The 22288-nt window shown below is 43.0% G+C and carries 26 protein-coding genes; 18 read left to right on the forward strand and 8 right to left on the reverse strand.

Annotation, left to right across the window (positions count from 1 at the left end; all coding sequences use genetic code 11):
- Nucleotides 1-4 precede the first annotated feature (4 nt).
- From GQR89_RS05410 to GQR89_RS05435, 6 genes are all read right to left on the reverse strand, one after another.
- Nucleotides 5-619 (reverse strand): DUF1190 family protein, encoded by a 615-nt coding sequence (locus GQR89_RS05410; protein ID WP_158769115.1) that lies wholly within the window; start codon nucleotides 617-619, stop codon nucleotides 5-7.
- A gap of 8 nt (nucleotides 620-627) precedes the next feature.
- Nucleotides 628-1044 carry a DUF350 domain-containing protein gene (locus GQR89_RS05415; RefSeq protein WP_158769116.1) on the reverse strand — a complete coding sequence of 139 codons (417 nt, stop codon included), beginning with the start codon at nucleotides 1042-1044 and terminating at the stop codon, nucleotides 628-630.
- A 28-nt stretch (nucleotides 1045-1072) separates the two neighbouring features.
- A complete protein-coding gene (locus GQR89_RS05420) occupies nucleotides 1073-1720 on the reverse strand; it encodes a YjfK family protein (RefSeq protein WP_158769117.1) in 648 nt (215 codons plus the stop codon).
- Between the two features lies 1 nt (nucleotide 1721).
- Nucleotides 1722-2771 carry a potassium channel family protein gene (locus tag GQR89_RS05425; protein WP_158769118.1) on the reverse strand — a complete coding sequence of 350 codons (1050 nt, stop codon included), beginning with the start codon at nucleotides 2769-2771 and terminating at the stop codon, nucleotides 1722-1724.
- A 140-nt stretch (nucleotides 2772-2911) separates the two neighbouring features.
- Nucleotides 2912-3592 (reverse strand): PspA/IM30 family protein, encoded by a 681-nt coding sequence (locus GQR89_RS05430; protein ID WP_158769119.1) that lies wholly within the window; start codon nucleotides 3590-3592, stop codon nucleotides 2912-2914.
- A gap of 15 nt (nucleotides 3593-3607) precedes the next feature.
- Nucleotides 3608-3997, reverse strand: a complete 390-nt coding sequence (locus GQR89_RS05435; protein WP_158769120.1) for a YjfI family protein — start codon at nucleotides 3995-3997, stop codon at nucleotides 3608-3610.
- 186 nt (nucleotides 3998-4183) lie between these two features.
- Here GQR89_RS05435 and GQR89_RS05440 point away from each other — a divergent pair, with 186 nt between their 5' ends.
- From GQR89_RS05440 to secF, 6 genes are all read left to right on the forward strand, one after another.
- Nucleotides 4184-4492, forward strand: coding sequence for a DUF6471 domain-containing protein (locus GQR89_RS05440; protein ID WP_158769121.1), 309 nt, complete (start codon nucleotides 4184-4186; stop codon nucleotides 4490-4492).
- Nucleotides 4493-4726: 234 nt separating this feature from the next.
- Complete coding sequence (gene queA / locus GQR89_RS05445; protein WP_158769122.1) at nucleotides 4727-5767, forward strand: tRNA preQ1(34) S-adenosylmethionine ribosyltransferase-isomerase QueA; 1041 nt, start codon at nucleotides 4727-4729, stop codon at nucleotides 5765-5767.
- A gap of 179 nt (nucleotides 5768-5946) precedes the next feature.
- Complete coding sequence (gene tgt / locus GQR89_RS05450; RefSeq protein ID WP_158769123.1) at nucleotides 5947-7059, forward strand: tRNA guanosine(34) transglycosylase Tgt; 1113 nt, start codon at nucleotides 5947-5949, stop codon at nucleotides 7057-7059.
- A 30-nt stretch (nucleotides 7060-7089) separates the two neighbouring features.
- On the forward strand, nucleotides 7090-7428 hold the full coding sequence (gene yajC / locus GQR89_RS05455; protein ID WP_158769124.1) for a preprotein translocase subunit YajC: 339 nt from the start codon (nucleotides 7090-7092) through the stop codon (nucleotides 7426-7428).
- Between the two features lie 76 nt (nucleotides 7429-7504).
- Nucleotides 7505-9349: a protein translocase subunit SecD gene (gene secD / locus GQR89_RS05460; RefSeq protein ID WP_158769125.1), complete on the forward strand. Its 1845-nt coding sequence runs from the start codon at nucleotides 7505-7507 to the stop codon at nucleotides 9347-9349.
- 10 nt (nucleotides 9350-9359) lie between these two features.
- Entirely contained in the window at nucleotides 9360-10301 is a 942-nt protein-coding gene (gene secF, locus GQR89_RS05465; RefSeq protein WP_158769126.1) for a protein translocase subunit SecF, read from the forward strand.
- Nucleotides 10302-10520: 219 nt separating this feature from the next.
- Here the strand turns inward: secF and suhB are convergent, their stop codons facing one another.
- Nucleotides 10521-11300: an inositol-1-monophosphatase gene (gene suhB, locus GQR89_RS05470; RefSeq protein ID WP_158769127.1), complete on the reverse strand. Its 780-nt coding sequence runs from the start codon at nucleotides 11298-11300 to the stop codon at nucleotides 10521-10523.
- Nucleotides 11301-11484: 184 nt separating this feature from the next.
- Here suhB and GQR89_RS05475 point away from each other — a divergent pair, with 184 nt between their 5' ends.
- From GQR89_RS05475 to GQR89_RS05530, 12 genes are all read left to right on the forward strand, one after another.
- On the forward strand, nucleotides 11485-11868 hold the full coding sequence (locus GQR89_RS05475; protein ID WP_158769128.1) for a VOC family protein: 384 nt from the start codon (nucleotides 11485-11487) through the stop codon (nucleotides 11866-11868).
- 70 nt (nucleotides 11869-11938) lie between these two features.
- Nucleotides 11939-12601: a hypothetical protein gene (locus GQR89_RS05480; protein WP_233269087.1), complete on the forward strand. Its 663-nt coding sequence runs from the start codon at nucleotides 11939-11941 to the stop codon at nucleotides 12599-12601.
- Between the two features lie 162 nt (nucleotides 12602-12763).
- Nucleotides 12764-13486, forward strand: coding sequence for a tRNA (cytosine(32)/uridine(32)-2'-O)-methyltransferase TrmJ (gene trmJ, locus GQR89_RS05485; RefSeq protein ID WP_158772144.1), 723 nt, complete (start codon nucleotides 12764-12766; stop codon nucleotides 13484-13486).
- Between the two features lie 2 nt (nucleotides 13487-13488).
- Nucleotides 13489-14292, forward strand: a complete 804-nt coding sequence (cysE, locus tag GQR89_RS05490) for a serine O-acetyltransferase (protein ID WP_158769129.1) — start codon at nucleotides 13489-13491, stop codon at nucleotides 14290-14292.
- 125 nt (nucleotides 14293-14417) lie between these two features.
- Nucleotides 14418-14903 carry a Fe-S cluster assembly transcriptional regulator IscR gene (gene iscR / locus GQR89_RS05495; RefSeq protein ID WP_158769130.1) on the forward strand — a complete coding sequence of 162 codons (486 nt, stop codon included), beginning with the start codon at nucleotides 14418-14420 and terminating at the stop codon, nucleotides 14901-14903.
- A gap of 16 nt (nucleotides 14904-14919) precedes the next feature.
- A complete protein-coding gene (locus GQR89_RS05500; protein WP_158769131.1) occupies nucleotides 14920-16143 on the forward strand; it encodes an IscS subfamily cysteine desulfurase in 1224 nt (407 codons plus the stop codon).
- Between the two features lie 62 nt (nucleotides 16144-16205).
- Nucleotides 16206-16586 carry a Fe-S cluster assembly scaffold IscU gene (gene iscU, locus GQR89_RS05505; RefSeq protein WP_158769132.1) on the forward strand — a complete coding sequence of 127 codons (381 nt, stop codon included), beginning with the start codon at nucleotides 16206-16208 and terminating at the stop codon, nucleotides 16584-16586.
- Nucleotides 16587-16610: 24 nt separating this feature from the next.
- Nucleotides 16611-16934, forward strand: a complete 324-nt coding sequence (iscA, locus tag GQR89_RS05510) for an iron-sulfur cluster assembly protein IscA (RefSeq protein WP_006992096.1) — start codon at nucleotides 16611-16613, stop codon at nucleotides 16932-16934.
- Between the two features lie 114 nt (nucleotides 16935-17048).
- Nucleotides 17049-17576, forward strand: a complete 528-nt coding sequence (hscB, locus tag GQR89_RS05515; RefSeq protein ID WP_158769133.1) for a co-chaperone HscB — start codon at nucleotides 17049-17051, stop codon at nucleotides 17574-17576.
- A 21-nt stretch (nucleotides 17577-17597) separates the two neighbouring features.
- The gene (gene hscA, locus GQR89_RS05520; RefSeq protein ID WP_158769134.1) at nucleotides 17598-19466 is read left to right on the forward strand and encodes a Fe-S protein assembly chaperone HscA; all 1869 of its coding nucleotides are present in this window, start codon (nucleotides 17598-17600) and stop codon (nucleotides 19464-19466) included.
- 48 nt (nucleotides 19467-19514) lie between these two features.
- Nucleotides 19515-19853: an ISC system 2Fe-2S type ferredoxin gene (fdx, locus tag GQR89_RS05525; RefSeq protein WP_158769135.1), complete on the forward strand. Its 339-nt coding sequence runs from the start codon at nucleotides 19515-19517 to the stop codon at nucleotides 19851-19853.
- Nucleotides 19854-19995: 142 nt separating this feature from the next.
- On the forward strand, nucleotides 19996-20286 hold the full coding sequence (locus GQR89_RS05530) for a YebG family protein (RefSeq protein WP_158769136.1): 291 nt from the start codon (nucleotides 19996-19998) through the stop codon (nucleotides 20284-20286).
- A 149-nt stretch (nucleotides 20287-20435) separates the two neighbouring features.
- Here the strand turns inward: GQR89_RS05530 and GQR89_RS05535 are convergent, their stop codons facing one another.
- A complete protein-coding gene (locus GQR89_RS05535; RefSeq protein WP_158769137.1) occupies nucleotides 20436-22196 on the reverse strand; it encodes a lysophospholipid acyltransferase family protein in 1761 nt (586 codons plus the stop codon).
- Between the last annotated feature and the right edge of the window lie 92 nt (nucleotides 22197-22288).

A 22288-nucleotide genomic window follows, 5' to 3' on the forward strand; every position in this document is an offset into this window, starting at 1 on the left:
AGGGCTAACCGCCCCAACCACCAGACTTTCTAGTAGAACTGCCCCAGCTTGATTTGGCTCGAACGCTGCTGCCGAAGCCACCTCTGCTCATGGTTTTGGTCACGGCGGGTTTAGATTTGAATGCATTCTTACTGACGTCCATATTACGACGACGGGTGTTTCCATAGTCACTGCCATCTGCGCCCATCCAGCGTTGGCGATAGGACGAATAAGGTGAAAATGAGGTAAACATGGGCTGTGTATTGTAGCCTCTTGGTGATAGTAAGTTACTGAGCATGTAACCGGCCATAAAAGGCATAAAAAATGAGCCGCTGTCGCTACGGGTATAATTACACTGATTTGCCCCGAATTCTTCTTCACAAATTTGTCTGGATGCGTATTTCGGTCCAGTACGCTGTGCTTCGTCAAGCGCGTCCTGGTAAGCTGTTTTACACAATTCTGCTTGGCCAGGGTTTTGCTTAACACAGTCGTCTACCCCTGTGTACACAGTGGCTTTTTCCGTTTCTTCACCGCATCCACTTAGCATAACGGCGGCAATACCTAGGGCTAAAGGCTTAACAGAAAAGCCTTTGCGCATCGATGCTAGGTTAATATTTGATGAGCGTTTACGCTGAGTCATATGCCCTCCTAGTAAGTCATGCAAGCGGCGTTTAATAAGCCAACTGCGATAGAGATGGCTGCTAAAATTGTACCCGCTGATATTTCGTTATTAATAATACGCTCGGCAATTTTCGGCATAAAGGTAAAGCGCAACAATAAGAATGCTATTACCTGAGCAAATATGGCTACTACGCCCCAAACGACAAAATCAACAAGAGAGGCTGAGTTCGCCACTGCGCTAGCAAGCGCTAACGCAAAACCAACTATTGCACCGCCAAAGCCAATCGCTGCTGCTAAGTTTTTTTCTTGCTTGACCAATTTCCACTCATCGTGCGGAGTGACAAAGGCATAAACAATTTTGAATACAAACAGTAATACAATTGATACCGCAAAGTAGGCAGCAAAGTGACCCAAGCCAGCGATTGAATTTAGAATTGTTTCCATTTTATTTCCTTAGGTTTAATGCGTACTGTTAGCCATTAATACTAATGTCAGCTTGTTCAATATTAAAACCACTACTTATTACAAAGCAGCGATCAAGATTTTGTCCTACTAGTTTTTCTTCGCCGCTAACGAGCAGCGTTTCTACGTTGTTTTCATCAATTTCACGCTCATAAAGCATAACAAACTGGTCCGTCTCACTCGTGTCGCCGTCTTCTTCATAGGTTGTTTCTGTCATAGCCACTGCCGGTGATAATTCCCCTACGGCGTCCCAAACGCGTTGGTAAATATGACCTCCCAATGAATATTGTGCTTGAGATATTTGATTTTTAATCAATTCTTGCCACTGGGCGTCCGAACCCACCGTTTTGGTTTCGTAGAAATACCATAACTTAACGTCTGTTATATGGTTTTCGGTCATGCCGCCGTCCAGCACCACTTGCAAGAAAGCATCATCATCTGTGTAGAAGCGTAAGATTTTACCACCTGTATCTAAATCAACTTCGCCTACAGCCTGAATAATATGCGAACTGGCTGCTGAATCGATAATAAGACTAGGTTCTACTAATTTTAGTTTCAGGGGATCTATTTGAAACGACCCACCTAAGTACAACCCCATGATTTCTGGCGCTTTGGGAGCAGCTGGGTTGTCTTTTTTACCAAATAATTTGCTAAACATGTTATTCCTCAGAAAAACGTTGCCATGCGATTTGTTTGATGCGTCCCTTGGCGATGTAAAATACCTTGTCTCCAGGGAACAGTTGTTCGTCTAAATCAGGGTTCACCTGAATGTTCAATCTATCATCACTTTTAGCTATGCCAATTAAGGTGGCATTATAACGGGCTTTAAGTTGATTAAATGCAGCTCGCACTTCGACTGGTTTTATATCTTGCGGCAGGGTGCTTGAATACTGGGCTTGACCCTCTGTAACGCTGAGTAAGTCATGGTGTAAAACACTCGAGCCAGGATCAAATGCGGATTTCGCTAGCATTTCAATCGCTACACTAGGGGTGCATTCTACATTCGGACAGTGGCGGCGGAGTAAATTAGCCAAGGTTTCGTCAGTAAAATAGGCGACCATCTGAGCATTTGGATTACGTTGGCTGCAATACAGTGCCGTGGTCATAGTCAAGTCATCTTCGGGGTTGTCCATTAACACGACTTTGGCCTCTGCAATACAGGCCCGGTCCATGTCTTTGTCATTACTGAAACTGTTGACTTTGACGAACTCAATTTTATCCGGCATTGGATTAATGATATCGGCACGAACGCATAATACAATTGCGGGTCGTTCATCGACGGCATCACGTTCACGCAACAATAAATCTAATAATCTTAATGTGCGTTGCTCATTCCACCCAAGCACCAGAATGTGATTCGATACCGATAAACTTTGCAAACCTTTTACTCCTTTTAACCACTGAAATGATACCCATGATGCCACTCGGCCAATGACTAACGCGAAAAAACTCAATCCCACCGGAATGACATACAAAGAAACAATGTATTTACCCGCCGATGTGGTAGGAGATAAATCCCCATAACCTACTGTTGAGGCAGTCACAACTAGCCAATAGATAAAATCAGTGGAGTTGGTTAATGCGTCTTCACCAGCCAGTGTCATCAAACACCAAGTCGAAATGGCATATATACTCAAAGAGAGCAGTAATGTGTACCAGCGCATTTCAGTAAAATACTGAGCCAGCATTTTACGTAATTTTAAAAACATGGCGTTAATTCAGGTTATTATTATTTTGGGATATTCTTTCATACCCAGGACCATTAGCCAATGTAAGACTCAAAGCAGAGCAAAGATGAACAAATAGCCAATCCGTTAAAACAGATTGGCTATCTGTGTAGAGCGTTTTATTACTTACCTAAGATACGGCTAAGTTCATCGTCGGCTGATGTTTGACCGCCCTTAATGCCAGCTTGAGATAAGCGCTTTTCTAAATCGTCACTTGACTCTTCAGTAGCTAATTCCTGTGCCGCTTGCAATTCTGCATCTCGCAATGTTTGTTTGTCTTGAATACGTTGCAGCGACTCAGTGGCCGTTTTCATCTTACTGTTTGCACCTAAATGGCGAGATGAAACCGCAACTTGCGCTTTTTGCACAGATTCAGTGGCCTTTACCATGTCGACCTGCTGTTCTAGGCGACGCAAGTTACCTTTAGCTTGACCGATATTCGCCGCTAATTGCTTTTCCGATTGCTTAAATTGATCAAGATATTTTTGCTCGCCTTCTTGTTCCGCTTTTAAGTCACTGACTTTTTGTGCGCAATCGAGTGCTAATTGGCGATCTGAATCAATCGCCTTACGAGCATGGGCTTCGTACTGTTCAATAGATGATTGCAAGCTAGTTACTTTTTGCTCAGCGAGTTTACACTTGGCTAAAATTTGCGTGCGAGCGTGGTCTGATTTGCGCAATTCATCTTTTGCTTCGCGGATCTCTTGCTCAAGGATACGAATGGCCTGGCTATCTACAACTGTTTGCGCGGCTTCGGTGGCACCACCTTTAACGGCGGTCACTAATTTTCTCCAAACTGACATACTGTCACTCCTCGATTAATGTAAATGTTCTGCATAAGCATCTAAAAATGCTTCTACATTTTGAAACAATGTCTGCACTTCGATCATCACGCTCTCAGGTTTAGATTGTGAGCTAAGTGAACCGAATGCTGTGTAATATTCATCGCCTGCGACATTTGAAATACCCACAGTCGTTAATGGGAAAATCATATGAGACTTTAAAATTTCTTCATTTAAAGCATGTTTGTCTTTCACTTCACTTAATGAAAACAATAGCGACTCAACAAGTATTTGTTCTCCGCTAATGGCTAACCACGCATCAACACCGTCGCTGTTGGCAATTAATAAACAATTTTCTTCACGGGTAACAACGAGATCTTGGTTGTCACTAAAAAGGGTCTCAAGTTGGTTAAGATCCCATGTCATGGTTACTCTCCTGTATGTCTAATGACCGTTTCTCAAATGCGTCACAAAATTAATTTGTGGTCGAAGGCGAAACACGGGCTTAGTGTAGTCAGTTGGAAAACAAATAGTCAAATATTATTTTCAACATTTGAAGTCTATTCATTACTAATGTAAATTATACGTCACATTTGTGTCGGCGGAGCAATTATGCAAAATAACCTAGATGGTCAGACAGCAAAACAGAACAATAGTGCCTCAGCAGATTGGCGGCAAGTGGTGCAGCGTCTAGTAAAAGCTGAAATGTCTAAGCGCGGCGTGAAGTATCAAGATCTTAGCGAACGGTTAGTGACTATCGGTGTTAATCAAAGCGCAGATAACCTGCGCAATAAAGTTAATAAGGGGATTTTGGGTGCTGATTTGTTGTTACAAATCATGTATGTGTTGAATATGCGTCGTATTGAGCGCGACGATATCGTGGATATGTTCAGCGACATGGGGCAAGATCTCGCGCAATAAAAGAATTTTTTGGACTGCTACTAGCGACAATGTCTCACTAAACAGGCAAAAAAAAGCCCAACGCAATAATCGCCGGGCTAAAGAACAGTTAGGAGAAACGTCAATAATGTTTAAACTGTTGATGTTATTTTAGTTGCTTTAGGCAAAGTCACAAGGGAACTTGAGTATACCAAGGCCATTGCAGGTATTAATTATTATACGTAAAATAACGGGCTACGTTTCCTAGGACAATATATGAAAGTTTCCGAATTCCAGTTTGATTTACCCGAAACCTTGATCGCACGTTACCCAACTAAGGAACGCACGGCCAGCCGCTTAATGCACCTGTCTGTCGACGGTCTTGAGCATCTACAATTTACTGACGTGATCGATTTAATCAATCCTGGTGATTTGCTGATATTCAACAATACCCGTGTTATCCCTGCGCGCCTGCTAGGGCAAAAGGCGTCGGGGGGGAAAGTTGAGGTATTAATTGAGCGGATTATTGATGAGCATCATGTGCTGGCTCATGTCCGGGCGAGTAAATCGCCAAAAGAAGGAACGCGATTATTGCTTGAAGGCAGCGTTGAAATGGAGATGGTTGGCCGTCAAGACGCTTTGTTTGAACTGAAGTTGCTAAATCCCGAACCTATTCTTGAGATTCTTGAGCAATATGGTCATATGCCGTTGCCTCCCTACATCGACCGACCTGATGAAGAATCGGACAAAGAACGCTACCAAACTGTTTATAATCAGAAGCCTGGTGCCGTCGCAGCACCAACCGCAGGCTTGCATTTTGATGAAGGTATACTCAAGCAGTTAAAAGACAAAGGGGTTAATAGCGAATTTGTAACACTGCATGTTGGCGCAGGCACTTTTCAACCTGTTCGTGTTGACAATATTCTTGAACATAAAATGCATTCTGAATATGCCGAGGTGCCTGAAAGTGTTATCAGCGCTATCGCTCAAACTAAAGCGGCTGGAAAGCGGGTGATAGCAGTGGGCACTACGTCTGTGCGGTCCCTTGAGTCAGCGGCTCAAGCTGCTGTAAAAAATGGAACTGAGCTGGCACCTTTTTTCAGTGATACTGATATTTTTATTTATCCGGGTTATAAATTCCAATTGATTGATGCCATGTTGACCAATTTTCACTTGTCTGAGTCGACGCTTATTATGCTTGTCAGTGCGTTTGCTGGTAAAGAGAATGTGATGGACGCTTATCAACAAGCTATTGATCGAAAGTATCGTTTTTTTAGTTATGGAGACGCTATGTTCATTGAGAAAAATCAGGCATAAGGCAGCAATCGATAGCAGCATGAGGCCGCGGCAGAAAATAGTGCGTTATTAGTTTTTATTCACTCGCGCAATTCGTATATAATCCGGCCACTTTTTGTCAGCAACTCGCTTGTTAGGCATTGAAAATCACCTAAGACGAGAAAACGCTGGTGGGCATGACCTATCAGCAGGAAGTATTTATGCAATTTGAATTAGACAATACAGATGGAAAGGCACGCCGCGGACGTCTTAAATTTGACCGGGGAGTTGTGGAAACCCCAGCCTTTATGCCTGTAGGCACATACGGTACGGTTAAGGGCATGACACCAGAAGAGCTCGATGAATCGGGAGCCCATATATGCTTAGGTAATACCTTTCATTTAATGCTGCGTCCAGGTACCGAACTGATTAAACTTCACGGTGATTTGCACGACTTTATGCATTGGCAAAAGCCAATCTTAACTGACTCTGGTGGCTTTCAAGTTTTTAGCCTAGGTGATCTGCGTAAGATAACCGAAGAGGGAGTAACATTTCGTTCACCCATCAATGGTGAAAAAATACTGCTGACCCCCGAGAAATCGATGCAAGTGCAACGAGACTTAGGTTCTGACATTGTTATGATTTTCGATGAGTGTACGCCGCATCCCGCCACCGAAAGTGAAGCGCGTCTGTCGATGGAGCTTTCTTTACGTTGGGCCAAGCGCAGCAAAGCTGAGCATGGTGATAACCCGTCGGCTTTATTTGGCATTATTCAAGGTGGCATGTATGAGGACTTACGGGACGTATCATTAAAAGGTTTAGAAGACATAGGCTTTGATGGATATGCGATCGGTGGCCTCTCGGTGGGTGAGCCTAAAGAGGATATGATCCGGATATTAGATCACACCGCAGACAAAATACCAGCCCATAAGCCTCGTTATCTTATGGGGGTGGGCAAACCAGAAGATTTAGTTGAGGGGGTACGTCGCGGGATTGATATGTTCGACTGCGTTATGCCAACACGGAATGCTCGCAACGGCCATCTATTTGTGACCAGTGGTATCGTGAAAATTCGCAATGCGGTACATAAAACGGATATAGGGCCCCTGGACGATAAATGTGACTGTTACACTTGTAAAAACTATTCGCGGTCATATCTACATCACTTGGACAAATGTAACGAAATATTAGGCGCACGCTTAAATACCGTGCATAACTTGCGTTATTATCAACGTGTTATGCAGGGATTAAGAGATGCTATTGCCGAGCAAAAACTCGATGACTTCGTTGCTGAATTTTATGCGCAAAAAGATTTGCCGGTACCGGCACTATAACTACAAAACTTAACATTATATGGGGAATTTATGAGCTTATTTATCTCTGATGCATATGCACAGGCGGCACCTGGTGGTGCGACGGGTGGCGGATACGAAATGCTGATCATGCTCGGCGTATTCGGATTAATTTTTTACTTTATGTTGTATCGCCCACAGGCTAAACGTGTGAAGGATCATAAAAATTTGGTTACTTCATTGAGCAAAGGCGATGAAGTGTTGACCCAAGGTGGTATGGTTGGTCGCATAGTAAAGGTTTCTGAAGAAAAAGACTTTTTAGAAATTGCATTAAACGATACCACGAACATCGTCGTGCAAAAATCTGCTATTTCAGCTGTGTTGCCAAAAGGCACAATGAAAGCGATTTAAAATGAGTTACGTTAAATAAAGCGGGCGATTGCCCGCTTTATTTATGTTACGACAGTCAAAATGGAAGGATTTTCACGTGTTAAACCAAACTCCGCTATGGAAGCTCTTAGTACTGATTTTTATCGTCGGTATTTGTGCTCTATATGCCACTCCAAATTTGTACGGCGAGGACTATGCAGTACAAATTTCTGCGGGCCGTAATGCAACCGTCGATGATGCTTTGCTTAGCAAGGTTACAGAAACATTAAATACCGAGAGTATTGAGACCAAAAGCATTGTGTTGGATAACGAGCAAATTCTCGTCCGTCTAACCAATTCAGATAGTCAGCTTCTTGCCAGAGAAACCTTAGAGCGTGCGCTAGGTGATAATTATTATGTCGCTATGAACTTGGCTCCTGATACCCCAGACTGGTTGGCTGCATTAGGCGGCGAACCAATGAAACTAGGTTTGGATTTACGTGGTGGTGTGCATTTCTTAATGGAAGTGGATATGAACTCTGCAATCAATAAATCTTTTGAAGATATGGTTTCAGATTTTAAAAGTGCTTTACGTGAAGAAGGTATTCGTTATCGCACGGTGCGCCAAGTAGAAGGTGGAGTTGAGATATTCTTCCGTGACCAAGATACCTTAGATAAAGCTGAATTCTTTTTGCGTAACCGTAATCGTGACTTGGTTTTTACCGAGAAAAACGATTTGCGCATAGTGGTTAATATGTCAGAACAAAAACTGGCGGAAACCCGTGACTACGCGGTAAAGCAGAATATAACGATTATTCGCAACCGAGTAAATCAATTAGGTGTTGCTGAGCCGAGCGTGCAAAAGCAAGGTGTTGACCGTATCGCTGTACAATTACCGGGTATTCAAGACACAGCAAGAGCAAAGGAAATTCTAAATGCTACAGCTACATTAGAATTCCGCTCAGTGGATTTAGACCACGACGTGCGTGATGCCGTTGCTGGACGCGTGCCAGCGGGCTCTGAATTAGTGTTGAACCAAGACGGACAGCCACAATTACTGAAGAAGAAAATTATTCTAACCGGTAATCATATTATTGACGCCAATTCTAGCGCCGATGAATATGGTATTCCTCAGGTTAATATTTCCCTTGATTCTAAGGGGGGCAGCAAGATGTCTCAGTTCACCAAAGACAGCATAGGTAAACCTATGGCAACTGTTTTTATTGAATACAAAACTACGGGTGAGCGTGATGCAAACGAGAAGCTGATATTCGAAGCTAAGCGTGAAGTTATTAGTATTGCAACGATCCAAGCGCGTTTAGGTAGTAGCTTTCGTATTACTGGCTTAGATTCACCCCAAGAAGCCCATAACTTAGCCCTATTACTACGCGCTGGTGCGCTTATTGCGCCGATTCAAATTGTTGAAGAGCGCACAGTAGGACCCAGCTTAGGTAAAGAAAACATTGAATTAGGTAAACAAGCCATTATCTGGGGCTTTGTTGCAGTGCTTATTTTTATGCTTGTTTACTACAAAGCATTTGGCTTAGTAGCTGACTTAGCACTGACGCTAAATCTTGTGATGATAGTGGGTATTATGTCAATGATCCCTGGAGCTACATTGTCCCTTCCAGGTATGGCAGGTATCGTATTAACCGTTGGTATGGCGGTTGATGCCAATGTGCTTATTTTTGAACGTATTCGTGAAGAATTACGTGAAGGAAGGAGTCCACAACAGGCCATTCATCATGGGTACGACAGTGCTTTTTCTACCATCTTAGATGCCAATATTACGACCTTTATCGCGGGCTTGATTTTGTTTGCCGTCGGCACTGGCCCTATCAAAGGCTTTTCAATTACTTTAATGATTGGTATCGCCACTTCTATGTTTACCGCAATTTTTATCACCCGTGCAGTAGTTAATGCATGGTGTGGTGGTAAACCCCTGAAAACTTTATCAATATAGGAGCCGTAATATGCAATTGTTAAATATGAAAAACACAGTTGGCTTTATGTCGTTACGCGTTCCTGCGGCGATATTTTCAGCCTTACTGGTAATTGGTTCGTTAGTCTCTCTGGGCGTTAATCAGCTTAATTGGGGACTTGATTTCACAGGTGGTACACAAATCGAAATGCGCTATGAAGGCGTTGCAAATTTAGATGCCATTCGTGCTGATTTAACCCAAGCAGGCTTCAATGAACCCATTGTTCAAAACTACGGCAGTAGTCAAGACGTACTTATTCGTATTGCGCCAATTGAAGGCGTGAAAAATGTGGATATAGGTGACAGTGTCGTCAATGCACTGCAGGCTGCGGTCCCGGGTACCGAAAAACGTGGTATAGCGTTTGTCGGACCGAATATTGGTGACGAACTTGCTGAGCAGGGTGGGTTGGCAATGTTGGTTTCGTTACTTTGTATCTTGGTTTATGTAGCCATGCGCTTTGAATGGCGCTTTGCGCTAGGCTCCGTTATTGCATTAGCCCATGACGTTATCGTCACGTTAGGTCTATTCTCAATTTTAAATCTAGAATTCGATTTAACGGTTTTAGCGGCTGTACTCGCGGTTATCGGTTATTCATTAAACGATACCATAGTGGTCTCTGACAGGATCCGTGAAAACTTCCGTAAAATACGCAATGCTGATACCGAAGAAATTATTAATATTTCTTTAACGCAAACATTGAATCGAACGATTATTACGTCAATGACGACTGTATTGGTCTTAATGTCATTATTCTTCTTGGGCGGAGCAACGATTCATGGTTTTGCAACTGCCTTGTTGTTTGGAGTCATTATCGGGACTTACTCTTCAATTTATGTCGCCAGCTTAGTGGCACTTTGGTTAGGTGTAAGCCGTGAAGACTTGATGCCAACTGAGATTGAAAAAGAAGGTGCTGACCAAGATTCAATGTTGTAATTTATAAAATATGAGACTCGTCTCGTAAAGATCTAAAGTAGAAAACCTCAAAGCCGCTTAATTGATTAAGCGGCTTTTTTATTGCAGTTGGATTAACGTAGGGACATTGTGAACGGATGACTAAATGGGTCATGGTGGCAGGTATTGAGTCAATACATAGACATAAAAAAACGAGTCATAAGACTCGCTTTATTGTATACAAAATATATTTTTGGTTAGTTAACCTTTTAGGTGTTTAACCAAGGTCTGTACCACCTTTGCACTTCCAGCAACAATTTCACCCTTCTGTATCGGGTCGTTGCCACCTTTAAAGTCGGTGACTAATCCGCCAGATTCACGCACCAGCAATTCACCAGCAGCGATATTCCAAGGCTTTAAACCGCTTTCCCAGTAACCGTCATAACGACCAGCAGCAACATAGGCTAAATCAAGGGCGGCCGAACCGCAGCGACGAATATCGCCAGCTTGGAAGAATATCTTACGGAAGCTTTCTAAGTATGTTGGTAACGATTCTTTGTTCTTATAAGGTAACGCTGTAGCTAAAATGGTTTGACCTAATTCTTTGGCTTTGCTTGAGCGAATGCGGAAACCATTAAGTTGTGCGCCTGCGCCTTTGCTTGCAGTGAACAACTCACCACGGATAGGATCGAATACTACCGATTGATCTAAGCGACCTTTGTGCATAAGTGCTATTGATACAGCAAAGTGGGGGATGCCTTTGATAAAATTGGTGGTGCCATCTAGTGGGTCAATGATCCATTTATAGTCACTTTCGCTACCTTCGACTACGCCACCTTCTTCACCCACAAAACAGTGATCTGGGTAAGATTGCTGAATTTTGTGAATAATTGCTTGCTCGGCTTCTTTGTCAATTCGCGTAACAAAATCGTTACTGCCTTTGGCTTCAACCATCAATTCAGATTGATTTTCAAAACCACGAGCAATGACATTGCCCGCAGAACGCGCCGCGCGCACTGCTATATTCAGCATAGGATGCATAGTAAAACCACCAATTTTAAAAGAACGTTAGAATACATATTTGCCAGCGGTGAATAATTGCATTAACGCTGAACAAAAAATCGCCGCGTAGCTTACCAAAATACAGAATATTAGCAATCATAATCTGTCATGGATATAAACTATGCTAGCGTATAGTTTTGATACTTATTGATTGGAAAGTTGAATGTTTAACCGAATACACCACGTTGCGATAATTTGTTCAGACTATGAACGTTCGAAGCATTTTTACACTGACATTTTGGGATTAAAAATTATTGCTGAGAATTATCGGGCACAACGTGAATCTTACAAGTTAGATTTAGCGCTACCTGATGGTGGGCAAATTGAACTGTTTTCCTTTCCTGGTGCGCCATCTCGTCCTAGTCGACCTGAAGCTCAAGGGTTGCGTCATTTAGCGTTTGTTGTCGACAGCGTTGAAGAGTGTGTTGCTAAGTTAACTGGCAAAGGGGTTGATGTTGAGCGGATTAGAATCGATGAATATACAGGTAAAGCATTTGTTTTTTTCGCTGATCCCGATGGATTACCGTTGGAATTATATCAAGCATAATACTTAGCGTTGAATGCCCCTATGTTTAACGGCCCATTTTGAAGACAATAATATGCGCTGGATTTTGCTCGTGATAACACTGATTCTTATAATAGGCTGTAGCCACACGCAAGTGCACTTATATGGCAAATATCTTTCTGAGCCTGAAGTTGAGCGAATATCTCGACTACTACAAGAAGGTGAATTTTTAGTAGATGTTAATTTTCTAACCTTTCCTGAATCAATTACCCGCAACAGTCTTGTCTATTCATTAATGTTAAAAGAGCCAAGCGAACTAACACGTTTGGCGAAGGTGGCATCAAACCTCGGGTATGATATTCATCAAGAAGTGCCTCTATTTAGTAATAATCACGCCTTCACGCATGAGTCTATAGGCTTGTTTTTAATACCTACTGATATTGATGTCTCAGCGCAGTATTTACTGGAGAGCGTATTCGGCACTTATCAAAGCAAGAGTTGTCAAAGCGAGACGCAACTAATTTTGCTTGAGAACAAAACATACAGCTTAGTAAATGCGAAAAAGGATGTACTGTTGTCAGGGGGGTGGAAAGTGACACAGTACCCCTACGTGCAATTAAGTGGCGCTAAAAACGATCCATGGGTAGCACCATTTGAGGTGGCAGTCACTGATGAGATTGAGTACGGTGTGGCAGTATCAAACACTTATTTGATGCCGTTAAGTGATTATGTGCGATTTGATGAATGCCAGTTCTACAAAGGTGAGGTGCAGTAAAACCTGCGAGGTAAGCGCGTTTATTCTTAACCAACATCTATATAAATACTTCGACTTTTTTAAAAGTGTTGCTCTGTGCCCCGCGCCTGCGCTACCGCTGACGACAAAATATGCTATTATGCGCGCCCTAAAATCCCCATTAACGTCAGACAATCGTTCGCTATGCTTGAAAATATTAAAATCGTTTTGGTTAACACATCACATACTGGCAATATTGGCTCGGCCGCTCGGGCCATGAAAACGATGGGCTTGAGTCAATTGATTTTGGTTGATCCTGTTTCGCCTCCCGATGGTAAGTCCAGTGCACTCGCTGCTGGGGCTGGGGATGTTTTAGCTAATGCAAAAATTGTATCGAGTGTTGCTGAAGCGGTTGCGGGTTGTGGCTTAGTGGTGGGTACGAGTGCTCGTTCCCGTACGTTGTCTTGGCCCATGCTTGAACCCAGAGGGTGCGGCGAAAAGCTTGTGGCAGAAGTACCAAATTATCCAGTTGCGTTAGTATTTGGACGTGAGAACAATGGATTAAGTAATGATGAGTTACAGCAGTGCCATTTTCACGTATGTATTCCCGCTAACCCCGAGTACAGTTCGTTAAACTTAGCTGCTGCGGTTCAAACATTATGTTACGAAATTCGTATGGCGCATTTAGATCAAACTCGTCGCGAACAGGTTCAGGAAGAATACCCATTGGCAGAGGATCTTGAGGGTTTTTATAGCCATTTGGAACAAACCCTTTATAAAACGAATTTCATCATTCCCCAACATCCGGGTATGGTCATGACTAAATTACGCCGTTTATTCAATCGAGCTCGCCCAGAAACGCAAGAGCTGAATATATTACGCGGCATTTTGGCTTCCATTGAAAAGACCAGCAAAGACAATAAATAATTATGTTCGAACGCATTAAAGAAGATATTCAAAGTGTATTTCATCGCGATCCGGCGGCGCGCAACCGTTTTGAAATCATTACTAATTATCCTGGTCTCCATGCGATTTGGATCCATCGTCTAAGTCATCGTCTGTGGAAAGCAAATTGGAAGTGGCTAGCTCGCAGTTTATCTACTTTCTCACGCTGGGCTACTGGGATTGAAATTCATCCTGGTGCAAAGTTAGGTAGACGGTTTTTCATTGATCATGGCATGGGTGTTGTGATTGGCGAAACGGCTGAAATAGGCGATGACGTCACGCTATATCATGGTGTTACCTTAGGTGGAACTGCCTGGACACCGGGTAAACGCCACCCAACCTTAGAAGATAATGTAGTTATCGGGGCAGGCGCTAAGATCCTTGGCCCTATCACTATGCACAAAGGTGTGAAGGTGGGTTCAAACTCTGTAGTTGTCAAAGATGCTCCTGCAGGCGCTACAGTAGTGGGGATCCCTGGACGCATCGTTATGCCAGCAACGAAGACTGAACAGAATGGACATCGCGCAAAAATTGCCCGTAAATATGGCTTCGATGCTTATGCAGTATCTACTGAGAACCCTGATCCGGTAGCCAATGCCATCGGACTGATGCTGGATCATGTACATCTTATTGATACGAAAGTTGAAGAAATGTGCAAAGAAATAAACAGTATGGGTGGAAATGTATGTGGTAAATCATTACCCACGCTCGAAATTGATAGCTTTGATGAGCATTTAACACCCGCTGAAAAGGAAACAGCAAGAGCATCCTTCGACCCGCAAATTTAGGGTTTTGGTCTTGGAAGGCCTGTTTTTATTAGCATTTAATACTTGACTAAAACAGTAGGATAAATACTTGACTAAAATAGTCGGGTTTGGGACAATAGCTTCAAGTTTTTAGCTAGGTGTTCAATATGAAATTAACTTCTAAAGGTCGTTACGCTGTTACAGCAATGTTGGATGTAGCGTTACATTCGCAGCGCGGTCCCGTGTCGTTAGCTGATATATCTGAACGCCAAGAAATATCGTTATCTTATTTAGAGCAACTTTTTTCACGCCTTCGCCGAGAGAAATTAGTGGACAGTGTTCGCGGCCCTGGCGGCGGATACAAACTTGGACGTGTACCAAGCGAAATCCCTATCGGTGAAGTGATAAGAGCAGTAGATGAGTCTGTAGACGCGACTCGTTGCCAAGGACAGTCCGATTGCCAAGGTGGTGAACGCTGTCTGACTCACAGTTTGTGGCAAGATCTGAGTGAGCGTATCAGTACTTTTCTTGATGGCATCACCTTAGGTGAACTCATGGCACAGCATGACGTGAAATTAGTCGCAAACAGACAAGATAAAACGAAACATCTTAATTATATTGCCAGCCACGAAATTGAAGTGAGCTTGCAATAAATAAGCGGAGTAAACAATGAGCGACCTTAAGTTACCAATTTATTTAGATTATTCGTCAACCACCCCAGTTGACCCTCGTGTTGCTGCCAAAATGGCAGAATGTTTAACCAACGAAGGCAACTTTGGTAATCCTGCATCTCGTTCACACCGTTTCGGCTGGGTAGCAGAAGAAGCTGTTGACGTTGCGCGTAATCAAATCGCTGATTTAGTTAACGCTGACCCTCGCGAGATTGTTTTTACCTCCGGTGCTACAGAATCAAACAACCTTGCTATTAAAGGTGCAGCGCATTTCTATAGTAAAAAAGGTAAGCACATCATTACGGTTAAAACTGAACATAAAGCGGTACTTGATACCTGCCGTCAGTTAGAGCGTGAGGGCTTTGAAGTAACCTATTTGGATCCTGAACCCAACGGTTTGGTTGACATCAAAAAGTTTACTGCGGCGATCCGCCCAGACACCATTCTTGCTAGTGTTATGCATGTAAACAACGAAATTGGTGTTATTCAAGATATTGCAGCACTTGGCGAAGTTTGCCGTGAACATAAAGTTTTGTTTCACGTAGATGCTGCGCAAAGTACGGGCAAAGTTGCTATTGATTTACAAACTCTTAAAGTGGATATGATGTCGTTTTCCGCGCATAAATCCTACGGTCCAAAAGGTATAGGCGCGCTTTATGTCAGCCGTAAGCCACGGGTGCGTTTGGAAGCGCAAATGCATGGCGGTGGTCATGAGCGTGGTATGCGTTCAGGCACCATGGCTACTCACCAAATCGTGGGTATGGGTGAAGCGTTCCGTATTGCTAAAGAAGAAATGGCCACTGAAAACGAACGTATTTTGATGCTCCGTAATCGTTTGTGGGATGGCATTAAAGATATTGAAGCCGTTTACATTAATGGTGATATAGAGCATCGCGTTGCGGCTAACCTAAATGTAAGTTTCGCATTTGTTGAAGGTGAGTCGTTGATTATGGCGCTTAAGGATATGGCGGTATCTTCTGGTTCAGCTTGTACATCAGCTAGTTTAGAGCCCTCTTATGTGCTTCGTGCATTAGGCTTAAACGATGAACTTGCGCATAGCTCAATTCGTTTCACTATTGGTCGTTTTACCACTGAAGCTGAAATTGACCATGTTATTAGTGTAGTACGTAACGCAATAGATAAATTACGTGACATGTCTCCATTGTGGGATATGTACAAAGAAGGCGTTGATTTAAGTACAGTTGAGTGGGCACACCACTAGTAATTTAATCAACCAATAGAATTTACAGCAAGGCTAACGCCTTCAAAAATGAGGTAACCATCATGGCTTACAGCGAAAAAGTAATCGATCACTATGAAAATCCACGTAACGTAGGTGGCTTTGACAAAAACGACCCTAGTATTGCAACGGGTATGGTAGGCGCACCTGCATGTGGTGACGTCATGAAATTGCAACTGAAGATAGGGCCAAACGGTATTATCGAAGATGCAAAATTCAAGACCTATGGTTGTGGCTCAGCTATCGCATCTAGTTCTTTGGTTACCGAGTGGGTTAAAGGTAAATCAATTGACGAAGCGGTGAAAATTTCGAACACCGATATCGCTGAAGAACTTGCCTTACCGCCAGTTAAGATTCACTGCTCAATTTTGGCTGAAGATGCCATTAAAGCCGCAGTAGAAGATTACAAAAAGAAACATCAGTAAACGTTAAAGAAAAAGGAGACAATTGTGGGGATTAAAATTTCTGAGGCTGCGGCACAACGAGCATCTAGCTTTCTGCAAAACAGAGGCTCAGGGCTAGGCTTGCGCTTAGGAGTAAAAACCACCGGTTGCTCTGGCTTAGCGTATGTTTTGGAATTTGTTGACGAGCTTAACGAAGATGACCATGTTTTTGAAGATAATGGCGTTAAAATTATTATCGACGGAAAAAGTTTGGTTTATCTTGATGGTACTGAATTGGATTTTGCCAAAGAAGGCTTAAATGAAGGATTCCAATTTAATAATCCCAACGCAAACGGCGAGTGCGGCTGCGGCGAGAGTTTCAACGTATAGTGACAAATAGCAGGCTCAAAGAGCCTGCTTTCATATATCGCATTTGTGTAGCACGACGTTGAACAGCGGGCTGCTTACACCTTCCTAGACCAAACTCAAAAGACACTGATTGATATGAATTATTTTGTGCTATTCAACTTAACGCCTTCATTTGTCATTGATAGCACCGCTTTAGCGGCCACTTATCAACAGCTGCAGAAGCTCACTCATCCAGATAAGTTTGCGACTGCCAGCGAGCGTGACAAATTGATTGCGTTACAAAAAAATGCTCAAGTAAACGATGGTTATCAAGTCCTTAAGAAACCGCTTAGCCGCGCAGAACATATGCTTGAATTGCGTGGGGTCGAATTGCAGCACGAGCAAAAAACCATGCAAGACGGCGCATTTTTGATGCAGCAAATGGAATGGCGGGAACAGCTTGAAGATGCTCAACACAATGCCGAGCCGTTAGCGGCGTTAGAAGAGTTGGACGATGAAGTTGCACAGGATATTAAAGCGCTATTAAGTGAACTAGGTTCCTTGCTTGAGCAGACAGATGACGCAGCAAATGAAAGTGCTGCAAATCGAGTACGTAAACTGAAGTTTCTATATAAGTTACGTCACGAAATTGAACTCAAAGAAGACGCACTAAGCGACTTTTGAACTAATTAAACGGCTTTTATTATGGCATTTCTCCAAATTGCAGAACCAGGCCTAAGTGCGGCTCCTCACCAGCGGAAAATTGCGGTAGGTATCGATTTAGGTACAACGAATTCATTAGTTGCCACTGTACGCAGCGGCAAAGCTGAGACCTTAGGTGATGCTAATAATCAGCATCTTTTGCCCTCGGTAGTCAGTTATAAGGGCGATACTGTCATTGTCGGTGAGCAAGCTAAGCGTGACGCAAGTCTTGATCCAGCCAATACCGTCGTATCGGTGAAGCGGTTTCTAGGGCGCAGCTTGAAAGATATTCGCAGCAGCTATCCAGATTTGCCTTATGATTTTGATGAATCGAATCTAAATTCGCCTCTATTAAATGTCAGTGGGCGTAAGGTTAATCCTGTTCAGGTATCCGCTGATATTTTAACCGCACTACGTTTACGTGCCGAGCAGAGCTTAGGCGAAGAGCTAAATGGCGCAGTCGTCACTGTGCCTGCTTACTTCGATGATGCTCAGAGACAGGGTACGAAGGACGCGGCTCAATTAGCAGGCTTAAAGGTACTTCGATTACTTAATGAACCAACTGCAGCCGCTATTGCTTATGGTTTAGATTCAGCTCAAGAGGGCGTAATCGCAGTTTATGATCTTGGTGGTGGCACGTTTGATATATCGATTTTACGCCTCAGTAAAGGCGTGTTTGAAGTGCTCGCTACGGGTGGCGATTCCGCTTTAGGCGGTGATGACTTTGACCATAAGATAGTGGCTTACTTTCGTGAGCAACTTTCACTAGAAGGCCCATTATCGAAACGCTTGCATCGGGTTTTATTAGATAAAGCTAAACTCGCTAAAGAGTCTCTAAGTGATAGTACGTCCGTATTGGTTGAGCTTGAAGATGACAACCAAGAAACCAGAGAAATCTCGATCAGTCGTGATGTATTCGAAGGACTTATTGCTGAATTAGTAAAAAATACACTACGTGCATGTCGCCGGGCCCTTAAAGATGCTGAACTCGACAAAGACGAAGTATTACAAGTTGTTATGGTGGGCGGCTCTACTCGTGTTCCTTATGTAAGAGAGCAAGTAGGTGCATTTTTTGCTCGAGAGCCATTGACCTCAATTGACCCGGATAAAGTGGTAGCGATCGGCGCATCAATACAAGCCGATATTTTGGTGGGGAACAAACCTGATGGTGAAATGCTGCTATTAGATGTTTTACCTTTATCTTTAGGTATCGAAACCATGGGGGGGTTGGTTGAAAAAATTATTCACCGCAACACCACTATTCCCGTGGCAAAAGCGCAAGAATTCACCACGTTTAAAGATGGGCAAACAGCCATGATGGTGCATGTGCTTCAAGGCGAACGGGAACTCGTAGATGATTGTCGTTCACTAGCAAAATTTACCCTGCGCGGTATTCCGCCAATGGCTGCTGGTGCAGCACATATTCGGGTGACGTTTCAAGTAGATGCTGATGGTCTGTTAAACGTTATGGCAATGGAGAAATCCAGTGGTGTGCAGGCTGAGATCCAAGTTAAGCCTTCTTATGGGCTTGATGAAACTCAAATTAGCGACATGCTAAAAGCGTCGATGCAAAATGCCACGGGTGACATGCAAGCTCGTATGCTCAAAGAGCAACAAGTAGAAGCAGCGCGAGTTCATGAAGCACTCCAAGCTGCATTAGGTGCTGATGGAACCGAGTTATTGACCACTGGGGAAATTGACACGATTCAAGCCAGCTTAAAGGTGCTTGATGATGCAGGTAAAAACGACGATATTGATGCCATTAAGTTAGCAATCAAAGCGGCCGATGCGGCTAGCCAAGTATTTGCTGAGAAACGTATGGACCACTCGATCAAAAAAGCTTTAGCTGGTCATACGGTTGATAGTATTTAAGCTAATATTCCGTCAGAACATAATTTTTAGAATTAGAGGAAACCAAAGATGCCACAAGTGATTTTTTTACCCCATGCAGAGCTTTGCCCTGATGGAGCCGTTTTAGAAGCACCAAGCGGTACAACAGTACTCGATTTGGCGCTAAAAAATGGTATTGAGATTGAACATGCATGCGAGAAGTCTTGTGCATGTACAACGTGTCATATAGTTGTCCGCGAAGGTTTTGAATCACTTGATGAAAGCGATGAACTTGAAGATGACATGTTAGACAAGGCATGGGGATTAGAGCCAGACTCTCGCTTAGGTTGCCAAGCTATTATCAAAGATGAAGATTTAGTCGTTGAAATACCGCGTTACACAGTTAATCAAGTGAGCGAAGGCCATTAATAACTTACTAAGCGATAATTAATAGATTAAAAACCAGCCTCGAGCTGGTTTTTTTATGGCTGCGCTAGGTGGTGAATAATGCTGTACATAAAAACAGTTGTTGTGTTATATTTTGTACAGACACGCAATTAAGGATACAAATATGGCCATTATTACCAGATACGTCGTTGAGCATAAAGGGGTTGAAAAGTTTGTGACCGCAGATAAGAAAGAAGCCGATAAATACGACAAAATGCTAGAGGTAGCGGATAACTTAGCTGAATATATTGAAGCTAAGGGAATGAAATTTGAACCTGACGTATTAGAAGATTTGGCGATCATGTTGTCTAAAAATAAAGATGCTTTAGGTAAGTTATTTAAAGGTACCGAAGCGAAGGCTGTGTTGTCAGACGAAAAAGCAGATGTAGTGGCCTTAGGAAAGAAAAAAGCGTAAGCAATAGGTCTGGTGATATCTCACGAAAAGACCCTTGATATAGCCAACGAGAAAAGCGACATAATGTCGCTTTTCGTGTTTTTGTCGCGCTATTTTCGCTGGTGAATATCTATCTGAGTAGGGCGGACTAATAACAATTGTGTAAACAGCTAACTCGCTTTCATGAATGCTTCTTTCTTAACTGCCTGTTCTTTATTGTTTGCTTCTTCTTTTTTAGGCATGTAGCGAGCGCGTTTCTTCGCTTTAAGTTTATGAATATCAGCCAGTACTAAACCGTCGATACAATTACCAAAGTCTGCGTCTATATTAAAGTCTAAGAAATGGATCCCGCCGTCTTCATAGGTTTCAGTGTACTGTTTATAAAGCGTTGGCACTGATACACCTATATTAGCTAACAAGTGCTTGAGCAAAGTGAAGTCTTTCTTGTAATCGCTACCGATAAAGGTCTCAGCTAAGTCGTTCGACAGACAGTAAGGTATTTTTGATGTCGCTATAGAATCAGTGTGAGTGAAGTATAAACGGTAAAATTGAACAAGTAAGTCTTTCGCGGCCTTGGGATAAGTATCGCTCAATGAGACAGGGCCAAACAAATAACGATAATCCGGATGACGCTCTAAAAATGCACCTATGCCGTACCACAAGTAATCTAGACTGCGCTTCCCCCAATAACGAGGTTGTACAAAGCTGCGACCTAACTCTAAGCCTTGTTCAAAATATGGACGCATCTGTTCACCGTAATTAAACAAGGTTGCTGAGTAAAGTCCATCTGTTCCGTATTCACTTAAGAGTTTTTTGGCGTCACCGAAACGATAGGCTCCGGCAATTTCTAAATCTTCTGCATCCCAAAGGATCAAGTGAAAGTAATGGATATCATATTGATCTATATCTCTGCGACGATTACTCCCTTCGCCGACGGCTCGGAATGCGATTTCTCGTAACCTACCAATTTCGCGCATGATCGGCGAGCTACCCGTATATTGGTATAAATAAATTGCTTTTTCGTCGGTAGTCTTACCTAAATACTCACAATCTCGTTTGATTGATTGGCTAAGCTCTGTTCTATTTTCAGGCATAGCAACGGCCTTTTGTGTTGCAAAAATACCAAGTTTACCCATGCCAATACGATAAAGGTGTTTCTTCAACAGTCGGACTTGTTGTAAGCGATTGATTTTATCGTTTGCGTAGGAATCAAACGGGATGATTTCGCCTATGCGCATTGGTAGGTGCTTACGTTTTTGTTTAAACATCTCTGTTACTAGCAGCATGCTGGCGAGGGGTTTGTATAGCATTGATATGCCGTAGAATAACGGCGAATTTTTGGCGTCGATAAACACAGGTACGATCGGGGCTTTCGCCTGACGTGCAATACGTAAGAAACCACTATTCCAATGTGTGTCGCGAATGCCTTGGGGTCTTAGGCGAGACACTTCACCCGCGGGGAATATCAATAAGGCTCCTTCTCCCTCAAGGTGTTGTTGAATATTCTGGATATGATCCTTTGCTGTGCCGCCGTGAATATTATTAACGGGCAGTAACATGCAGTGTAGTGGGTCTATTGTCATCAACATTTGATTGGCAACGACTTTTATATCCGTTCTAACTTCACTGACAAGTTTGATTAGGGCTAGGGCGTCTAATGAGCCAATAGGGTGATTAGCGATGATAACCAGGCGACCTCGGCTTTGAATATGTTCACGCTCATTGTCACGAACTGAATAGCTGACATTAAAATACTCTAGGACCTGCTCAACAAACTCTAACCCCTGATGGTGAGGATAACTTTGGGCGAACTCGTGCATTTCGCGCTCATGGAGTAAATGGCGCAACATAAAGCTTACTGATTTAAATAACCAAGGCTTTTGCGCGACTTTAGGGTAGTGTTTATGTAAAACATCATTAACCGTGAACATGTGAGCAGCCTGCCTGTTGTTATTTGGCCTCATATTAGCCGGACAATATGACGGTTTAGTGCCAGTATCATGGCAATTACATTACACACTCT

This window comes from Paraglaciecola sp. L1A13 (assembly GCF_009796745.1).
Classification (GTDB): domain Bacteria; phylum Pseudomonadota; class Gammaproteobacteria; order Enterobacterales; family Alteromonadaceae; genus Paraglaciecola.

What these genes read in the sequence shown, in the direction of transcription:
- GQR89_RS05410 (WP_158769115.1), bottom strand. Translation starts at nt 619, where the DNA reads ATGACTCAGCGTAAACGCTCATCAAATATTAACCTAGCATCGATGCGC.
- GQR89_RS05415 (WP_158769116.1), bottom strand. Translation starts at nt 1,044, where the DNA reads ATGGAAACAATTCTAAATTCAATCGCTGGCTTGGGTCACTTTGCTGCC.
- GQR89_RS05420 (WP_158769117.1), bottom strand. Translation starts at nt 1,720, where the DNA reads ATGTTTAGCAAATTATTTGGTAAAAAAGACAACCCAGCTGCTCCCAAA.
- GQR89_RS05425 (WP_158769118.1), bottom strand. Translation starts at nt 2,771, where the DNA reads ATGTTTTTAAAATTACGTAAAATGCTGGCTCAGTATTTTACTGAAATG.
- GQR89_RS05430 (WP_158769119.1), bottom strand. Translation starts at nt 3,592, where the DNA reads ATGTCAGTTTGGAGAAAATTAGTGACCGCCGTTAAAGGTGGTGCCACC.
- GQR89_RS05435 (WP_158769120.1), bottom strand. Translation starts at nt 3,997, where the DNA reads ATGACATGGGATCTTAACCAACTTGAGACCCTTTTTAGTGACAACCAA.
- GQR89_RS05440 (WP_158769121.1), top strand. Translation starts at nt 4,184, where the DNA reads ATGCAAAATAACCTAGATGGTCAGACAGCAAAACAGAACAATAGTGCC.
- queA (WP_158769122.1), top strand. Translation starts at nt 4,727, where the DNA reads ATGAAAGTTTCCGAATTCCAGTTTGATTTACCCGAAACCTTGATCGCA.
- tgt (WP_158769123.1), top strand. Translation starts at nt 5,947, where the DNA reads ATGCAATTTGAATTAGACAATACAGATGGAAAGGCACGCCGCGGACGT.
- yajC (WP_158769124.1), top strand. Translation starts at nt 7,090, where the DNA reads ATGAGCTTATTTATCTCTGATGCATATGCACAGGCGGCACCTGGTGGT.
- secF (WP_158769126.1), top strand. Translation starts at nt 9,360, where the DNA reads ATGCAATTGTTAAATATGAAAAACACAGTTGGCTTTATGTCGTTACGC.
- suhB (WP_158769127.1), bottom strand. Translation starts at nt 11,300, where the DNA reads ATGCATCCTATGCTGAATATAGCAGTGCGCGCGGCGCGTTCTGCGGGC.
- GQR89_RS05475 (WP_158769128.1), top strand. Translation starts at nt 11,485, where the DNA reads ATGTTTAACCGAATACACCACGTTGCGATAATTTGTTCAGACTATGAA.
- trmJ (WP_158772144.1), top strand. Translation starts at nt 12,764, where the DNA reads ATGCTTGAAAATATTAAAATCGTTTTGGTTAACACATCACATACTGGC.
- cysE (WP_158769129.1), top strand. Translation starts at nt 13,489, where the DNA reads ATGTTCGAACGCATTAAAGAAGATATTCAAAGTGTATTTCATCGCGAT.
- iscR (WP_158769130.1), top strand. Translation starts at nt 14,418, where the DNA reads ATGAAATTAACTTCTAAAGGTCGTTACGCTGTTACAGCAATGTTGGAT.
- GQR89_RS05500 (WP_158769131.1), top strand. Translation starts at nt 14,920, where the DNA reads ATGAGCGACCTTAAGTTACCAATTTATTTAGATTATTCGTCAACCACC.
- iscU (WP_158769132.1), top strand. Translation starts at nt 16,206, where the DNA reads ATGGCTTACAGCGAAAAAGTAATCGATCACTATGAAAATCCACGTAAC.
- hscB (WP_158769133.1), top strand. Translation starts at nt 17,049, where the DNA reads ATGAATTATTTTGTGCTATTCAACTTAACGCCTTCATTTGTCATTGAT.
- hscA (WP_158769134.1), top strand. Translation starts at nt 17,598, where the DNA reads ATGGCATTTCTCCAAATTGCAGAACCAGGCCTAAGTGCGGCTCCTCAC.
- fdx (WP_158769135.1), top strand. Translation starts at nt 19,515, where the DNA reads ATGCCACAAGTGATTTTTTTACCCCATGCAGAGCTTTGCCCTGATGGA.
- GQR89_RS05530 (WP_158769136.1), top strand. Translation starts at nt 19,996, where the DNA reads ATGGCCATTATTACCAGATACGTCGTTGAGCATAAAGGGGTTGAAAAG.
- GQR89_RS05535 (WP_158769137.1), bottom strand. Translation starts at nt 22,196, where the DNA reads ATGTTCACGGTTAATGATGTTTTACATAAACACTACCCTAAAGTCGCG.